This window comes from Cellulomonas sp. A375-1, assembly GCF_001040865.1.
Classification (GTDB): Bacteria; Actinomycetota; Actinomycetes; order Actinomycetales; family Cellulomonadaceae; genus Cellulomonas; species Cellulomonas gelida.
Map to the genome: position 1 here is coordinate 3,001 of NZ_LFKW01000140.1, position 5,947 is coordinate 8,947.

A 5,947-nucleotide genomic window follows, 5' to 3' on the forward strand; every position below is an offset into this window, starting at 1 on the left:
GCTCGTCCTGTTCGGCGTGCTCGACGCGCTGCCGGCGCACGCACCCGGTGTCCCTCGCGTCCCTGCGGAGCTCGACGTGCTGCTGCAGCGCCGCGCCGCGACGCTCGGCCACCACCCCGGCCAGGTCGCGTTCCCGGGCGGCGGGATCGACCCGCAGGACGCCGGCCCGCGCGAGGCCGCGCTCCGCGAGGCGGTGGAGGAGACCGGGCTCGACCCGACCGGCGTCGAGCTGCTCGGCACCCTCGCCGACGTGCCGCTGCCCGTGAGCGACAACCTCGTCACGCCCGTGCTCGCGTGGTGGACCCAGCCGTCACAGGTCGCCGCAGTCGACCACGACGAGGCGGTCGACGTGTTCCGGACACCGGTCGCCGAGCTGCTCGACCCGGCCAACCGCGGGGTGGTCGAGCACGCGGGCGTGCGCGGCCGGCTGCGGACCCCTGCCTTCCTCATCGGCGGCGACGTGCTGGTCTGGGGCTTCACCGCGCTGGTCCTCGACGGGATCTTCGACGCGCTCGGGTGGTCCGTGCCGTGGGAGCCGACGCGGCGGTTCGAGCCGTGAGCGCGCCGCCCGCGCCCGCGCACCCGCTGATCGAGATCGACGTCGACGAGTCGCTCGCCCGCGCCCTGCTCGCCGAGCAGCATCCGGACCTCGCCGACCGCCCGCTGCACTCGCGCATGCACGGCTGGGACAACATCACCTGGCGCCTGGGCGACGACCTCGCGGTGCGGCTGCCCGTGCGCGAGATCAGCGCACCGCTCGTCGTGAACGAGCAGCGGTGGCTGCCGGTCGTCGGCGGGCGCGTGCCGGTCCCGACCCCGGTGCCCCTGCGGACCGGAGCCCCGTCGCCGCTGTACCCGTGGCCGTGGTCGGTCGTGCCGTGGCTCACCGGGACGGTCGTGGCTGCGACCGACGTCGCGGGGCGGACGGCCTGGGCGGCCCAGCTCGCCGACGCGCTCGCGGCGCTGCACGCCGAGGCGCCCGCGGACGCCCCGCACAACCCGTACCGCGGCGTCGCACTGCGGGACCGGGCCCAGGTGGTCGCGACGCGGCTCGAGTCGGCACCCGACCTGCCGCACCGCGACGCCCTGCTCGCCGCGTGGCACGACGGTCTCACCGCACCCGAGTGGGCGTCACCCGCGGTCTGGGTGCACGGCGACCCGCACCCCGGCAACCTCCTGAGCGACGGCGGTCGCCTCACCGCGCTGCTCGACTTCGGCGACCTGGGGCACGGCGACCCCGCGAGCGACCTCGCCACTGCGTGGCTCACCTTCGATGCCGCGGGACGCGCCGCCTTCGTCGCACGCACCACGCAGCGGCGCGGCTGGGACGACGCGACATGGCGTCGGGCACGCGCCTGGGCCGCCGGGCTCGTGCCCGTGTTCCTTGCCCATCCCGTCGAGTACCCGCTCATGGCAGACGTGGGACGACACGCCGCAGAACAGCTCGCAACGCACTGACCAGCGCGTTCGGCCTGTATACAGGTCCACATGTGACCCGAGGCACATGGACCGTTGGTCCCAGGTGCACGGGTCTGCATGGGTGAACCATTCAATCAGCGAGCCGGACCGGTTCGCCGGGGAACACTCCCCGACCGAGGGATCAGACAAGGACTCACGATGTCGACGCCGACCGCTTCCGCCACCAAGCTCCCCCGCCTCCTGGGCCTCATCGTCATCATCTTCGGTGCGATCTTCTTCGTCGCCGGTGCCGCCACCTGGACGGCCGTCTCGGTGAACCTCAAGGCCGAGAACATCACCGTCTCCGACGACGCCGCGGCGTTCGCGGGCGGCGCTGTCGACACGCCGTGGGAGGCGTTCGCGCAGGCCGACATCATCAAGCACCACGCGCTCGACGCGACCGGTGGCAAGACCTACGCCGAGCTCGACAAGGAGGACCCGCTGCGCGCCGTCGCGATGAACGGCTCCTTCCTGCGGGCCTCGCTGTTCACCTCGGTCGTCGCCTTCGGCGTCGCGCTGCTGGTCATGGGCCTGGGCGTCGTCTTCGCCATCACCGGCGTCGCGATCCGCAAGCTCGCCCCCGCCACGGACGTCACCCCGGCGAAGCCTGAGCTCGCCTCCTCGGCCGTCTGAGCCGACCGCCTGACTGACAAGGCCCCACCCGCTCTCCCCAGCGGGTCGGGGCCTTCGTCATGCCCCCGCAGTCGGACCGTGAGCAGGCGGCTCAGATCTGAGGTCCGCCACGGACACGACGAGCAAGGCCAGCCGGTCGTCACGTCCCGCACGACGAGCAGGAACGGGCGGTCCAGCCGGACCTCGCGAGGTGGCGGCGACCGCCCCCTACGCGCTCGTCTCGCGGCTCCGACGAGGATCGCGCCGCTCATGACCGCACGCGCGAGGAGCTTCTCGAACCCCGGCCGCGTCACGATCACCCGCGCGGAGATCTTGTGCCCCACGTCAGTTCGACGCACGACGCCGGCGTCCAGGTGCCCATCGACGGTCGCACGCGAGCGCAGGACGAGCCCGTCCCAGTCCGGCACGAGCTGCGCGTGCTCACGATCCGCGCCCATGGTGCCGTTCGGGATGAGGAATCCTCCGGCGACCCCTCCGCCGTGCTCGACGCCCACGACCATGGCCTCGCCTGAGGTGCGAGGCGTCACAAGAAAGGTCTTGTCGGAGTAGGTGCTGGCGTGCAGAGGGCCTCGCCCCCGGACGGACGACGCAGCGAGGCCCGCACCCTCGTCGGGATGCGGGCCTCGCTGGATGCGGCAGTCGTCAGGCGACGCCGGCGACCTGGCGCAGGACGTACTGCAGGATGCCGCCGTTGCGGTAGTAGTCCGCCTCACCGGGGGTGTCGATGCGCACGACCGCGTCGAACTCGACGACGGTGCCGTCGGCCTTCGTCGCGGTGACCTTGACGGTGCGCGGCGTCACGCCGTCGTTGAGCGCAGTGACACCGGCGATGTCGAACGTCTCCGTGCCGTCCAGGCCGAGCGAGTCGGCGGACTCCCCCTCCGGGAACTGCAGCGGAAGGACGCCCATCCCGATGAGGTTGGAGCGGTGGATGCGCTCGAACGACTCGGTGATGACCGCGCGCACGCCGAGCAGGCGCGTGCCCTTGGCGGCCCAGTCGCGCGAGGAGCCGGAGCCGTACTCCTTGCCACCGAGCACGACGAGCGGCACGCCCGCGGCCTGGTAGGCGACCGACGCGTCGTAGATGGTCGTGTCCTCGCCCGTGAGCAGGTTCTTGGTGAACCCGCCCTCGACCCCGGGCACGAGCTGGTTGCGCAGCCGGATGTTCGCGAACGTGCCGCGGATCATGACCTCGTGGTTGCCGCGGCGCGAGCCGTAGGAGTTGAAGTCGCGACGCTCGACTCCGTGCTCGGCGAGGTACACGCCCGCCGGGCTGTCCGCCTTGATCGAGCCCGCGGGGCTGATGTGGTCGGTCGTGACCGAGTCGCCGAGCTTGGCCAGCACGCGGGCACCCGAGATGTCCGTGACGGGCTCGGGCGTGGCGCCCATGCCCTCGAAGTACGGGGGCTTGCGCACGTACGTCGACTGCGGGTCCCACGAGAAGACGTTGCCCTCGGGGGTGTCCAGCCCGCGCCAGCGCTCGTCACCCGCGAACACGTCGGCGTAGTCGTCCTCGAACATCTTGCGGTCGATCGACGCGTCGATCGTGGCCTGGACCTGCTCGGGCGCCGGCCAGATGTCACGCAGGAACACGGGGTGCCCGTCCTCGGTGCGACCCAGCGGGTCGGCCTCGAAGTCGAAGTCCATCGTGCCGGCGAGCGCGTACGCGATGACCAGTGGCGGGGACGCGAGGTAGTTCAGCTTCACATCGGGGTTGATGCGGCCCTCGAAGTTCCGGTTCCCGGACAGCACCGCGGCGACCGCGAGGTCGTTCTCCTGCACGACGGCGGAGACCTGCTCGTCGAGCGGCCCCGAGTTGCCGATGCACGTCGCGCACCCGTAGCCGACGAGGTGGAAGCCGAGCTTCTCGAGGTACGGCCACAGGCCGGCCTTCTCGTAGTAGTTCGTCACGACCTGCGAGCCCGGCGCCATCGACGTCTTGACCCACGGCTTGGCGACGAGCCCCTTCTCGACCGCGTTCTTCGCGAGCAGCGCGGCGGCGATCATGACCGAGGGGTTGGAGGTGTTCGTGCACGACGTGATCGACGCGATCGCGACGGCGCCGTGGAACAGCTCGAACGCCCGGCCCTGGCTGTCGGTCACCGGGTGCGTGCGGGTGACCGACGACGAGATCGCGGGCGAGTCGGACGCCGGGAAGGACTCCCGCTCGGCCTCGTCGGTCGCGAGCGCCACCTCGGGCGCGTACGTCGGGAGGTCCCGCTGGAACTGCTCCTTGGCGCGGGACAGCTCGATGCGGTCCTGCGGACGCTTCGGGCCGGCGATGGACGGCACGACCGTCGACAGGTCGAGCTCGAGGTACTCCGAGAAGACGGGCTCGGTGTAGCCGTCGGCGCTCGGGTCGTGCCACAGACCCTGCTCCTTGGCGTACGCCTCGACGAGCGCGAGCTGCTCCGCCGAGCGGCCGGTCAGCCGCAGGTAGTCGATCGTCACGCCGTCGATCGGGAAGATCGCGACGGTCGAGCCGAACTCGGGGCTCATGTTGCCGATCGTCGCGCGGTTCGCGAGCGGCACGGCCGCGACGCCCTCGCCGTAGAACTCGACGAACTTGCCGACCACACCGTGCTGGCGCAGCTTCTGGGTGATCGTGAGCACGACGTCGGTCGCGGTGACGCCTGCGGGGATGTTGCCGGTGAGCTTGAAGCCGACGACGCGCGGGATGAGCATCGAGACCGGCTGGCCGAGCATGGCCGCCTCGGCCTCGATGCCGCCGACGCCCCAGCCGAGCACGCCGAGCCCGTTGACCATCGTCGTGTGCGAGTCGGTCCCGACGCACGTGTCGGGGTACGCCTTGCCGTCGCGGACCATGACGCCGCGGGCCAGGTACTCGATGTTGACCTGGTGCACGATGCCGGTGCCCGGCGGGACGACCTTGAAGTCGTCGAACGCGGTCTGGCCCCAGCGCAGGAACTGGTAGCGCTCGCGGTTGCGCTGGTACTCGAGCTCGACGTTGCGCTCGAACGCGTCGGCGCGTCCGGCGACGTCGATCTGCACGGAGTGGTCGATGACCATCTCGGCGGGGGCGAGCGGGTTGATGCGCTCGGGGTCGCCGCCGAGCTCGGCGACGGCCTCGCGCATGGTCGCGAGGTCGACGACGCACGGGACACCGGTGAAGTCCTGCATGATCACGCGCGCCGGCGTGAACTGGATCTCGGTGTCAGGCTGCGCGTCGGGGTCCCACCCGGCGAGCGCGCGGATGTGGTCCGCCGTGATGTTCGCGCCGTCCTCGGTGCGCAGCAGGTTCTCGGCGAGGACCTTGAGGCTGAACGGAAGTCGCTCCAGCCCCGGGACCGCGGACAGCCGGTAGACCTCGTACGAGGCGTCACCGACCTCCAGCGTTCCGTGGGATCCGAAGCTGTCGACGGTGCTCACGAGGCGGCTCCTTCTGGGGGCGAGTCTGCCGGGGACGGGGTCCACCGGGACGCAGGGCGTCGACTCCCAGCCTAGGACCGGCGCCGACGCGTGATATCTCGACATCAAGATACATGGTCGGGGCGCCCGGCGCACGTCTGACGCACGCGAGAGGCGCGCGCGACGGACCGTGGTCTCACCTCGCGCGCGCCTCGGAGGCGCCGATCACGACTTGTCGGCGGCCTCCGCCGCTTCGGCGGCCTTCCGCTCGGCCTCGACCGCGCGCTGGTGCGCGCGCTGGTCGTACTCAGGCGTGCCCTGCTTGAACAGCTCCTCGGTCGCGTGACGACGCGCCTCGGCCAGCTTGTGCGCCGCGTCCTGCTCGCTCATGGAGGTTCCTCTCTCGCTCGTCGCCCGCCGCGCCACCGTCGGGCGGGCCCGTCACCCCACGCTAGGCGCGCCTGGCCGCGCGTGCACGGCAGTCGCG

Annotated in this window: 5 protein-coding genes; 3 read left to right on the plus strand and 2 right to left on the minus strand. The window is 71.8% G+C overall.

All coding sequences use genetic code 11. The features are described from left to right. The 3 genes from CWIS_RS15185 to CWIS_RS15195 form a co-directional block, all read left to right on the plus strand. On the plus strand, nt 1–559 hold a 559-nt coding region (locus CWIS_RS15185), incomplete at its 5' end, for a CoA pyrophosphatase (protein WP_048344193.1). After that, nucleotides 556–1,458 carry an aminoglycoside phosphotransferase family protein gene (locus tag CWIS_RS15190; RefSeq protein ID WP_048344188.1) on the plus strand — a complete coding sequence of 301 codons (903 nt, stop codon included), beginning with the start codon at nt 556–558 and terminating at the stop codon, nt 1,456–1,458. The genes CWIS_RS15185 and CWIS_RS15190, both read left to right, overlap by 4 nt. Before the next feature lie 159 nt (nt 1,459–1,617). After that, nucleotides 1,618–2,091: a hypothetical protein gene (locus tag CWIS_RS15195; RefSeq protein ID WP_048344174.1), complete on the plus strand. Its 474-nt coding sequence runs from the start codon at nt 1,618–1,620 to the stop codon at nt 2,089–2,091. A 642-nt stretch (nt 2,092–2,733) separates the two neighbouring features. Here CWIS_RS15195 and acnA read toward each other — a convergent pair. Continuing rightward, a complete protein-coding gene (gene acnA / locus CWIS_RS15205; RefSeq protein WP_048344176.1) occupies nt 2,734–5,481 on the minus strand; it encodes an aconitate hydratase AcnA in 2,748 nt (915 codons plus the stop codon). Nucleotides 5,482–5,685: 204 nt separating this feature from the next. After that, nucleotides 5,686–5,850 carry a hypothetical protein gene (locus CWIS_RS15210; RefSeq protein ID WP_048344177.1) on the minus strand — a complete coding sequence of 55 codons (165 nt, stop codon included), beginning with the start codon at nt 5,848–5,850 and terminating at the stop codon, nt 5,686–5,688. Between the last annotated feature and the right edge of the window lie 97 nt (nt 5,851–5,947).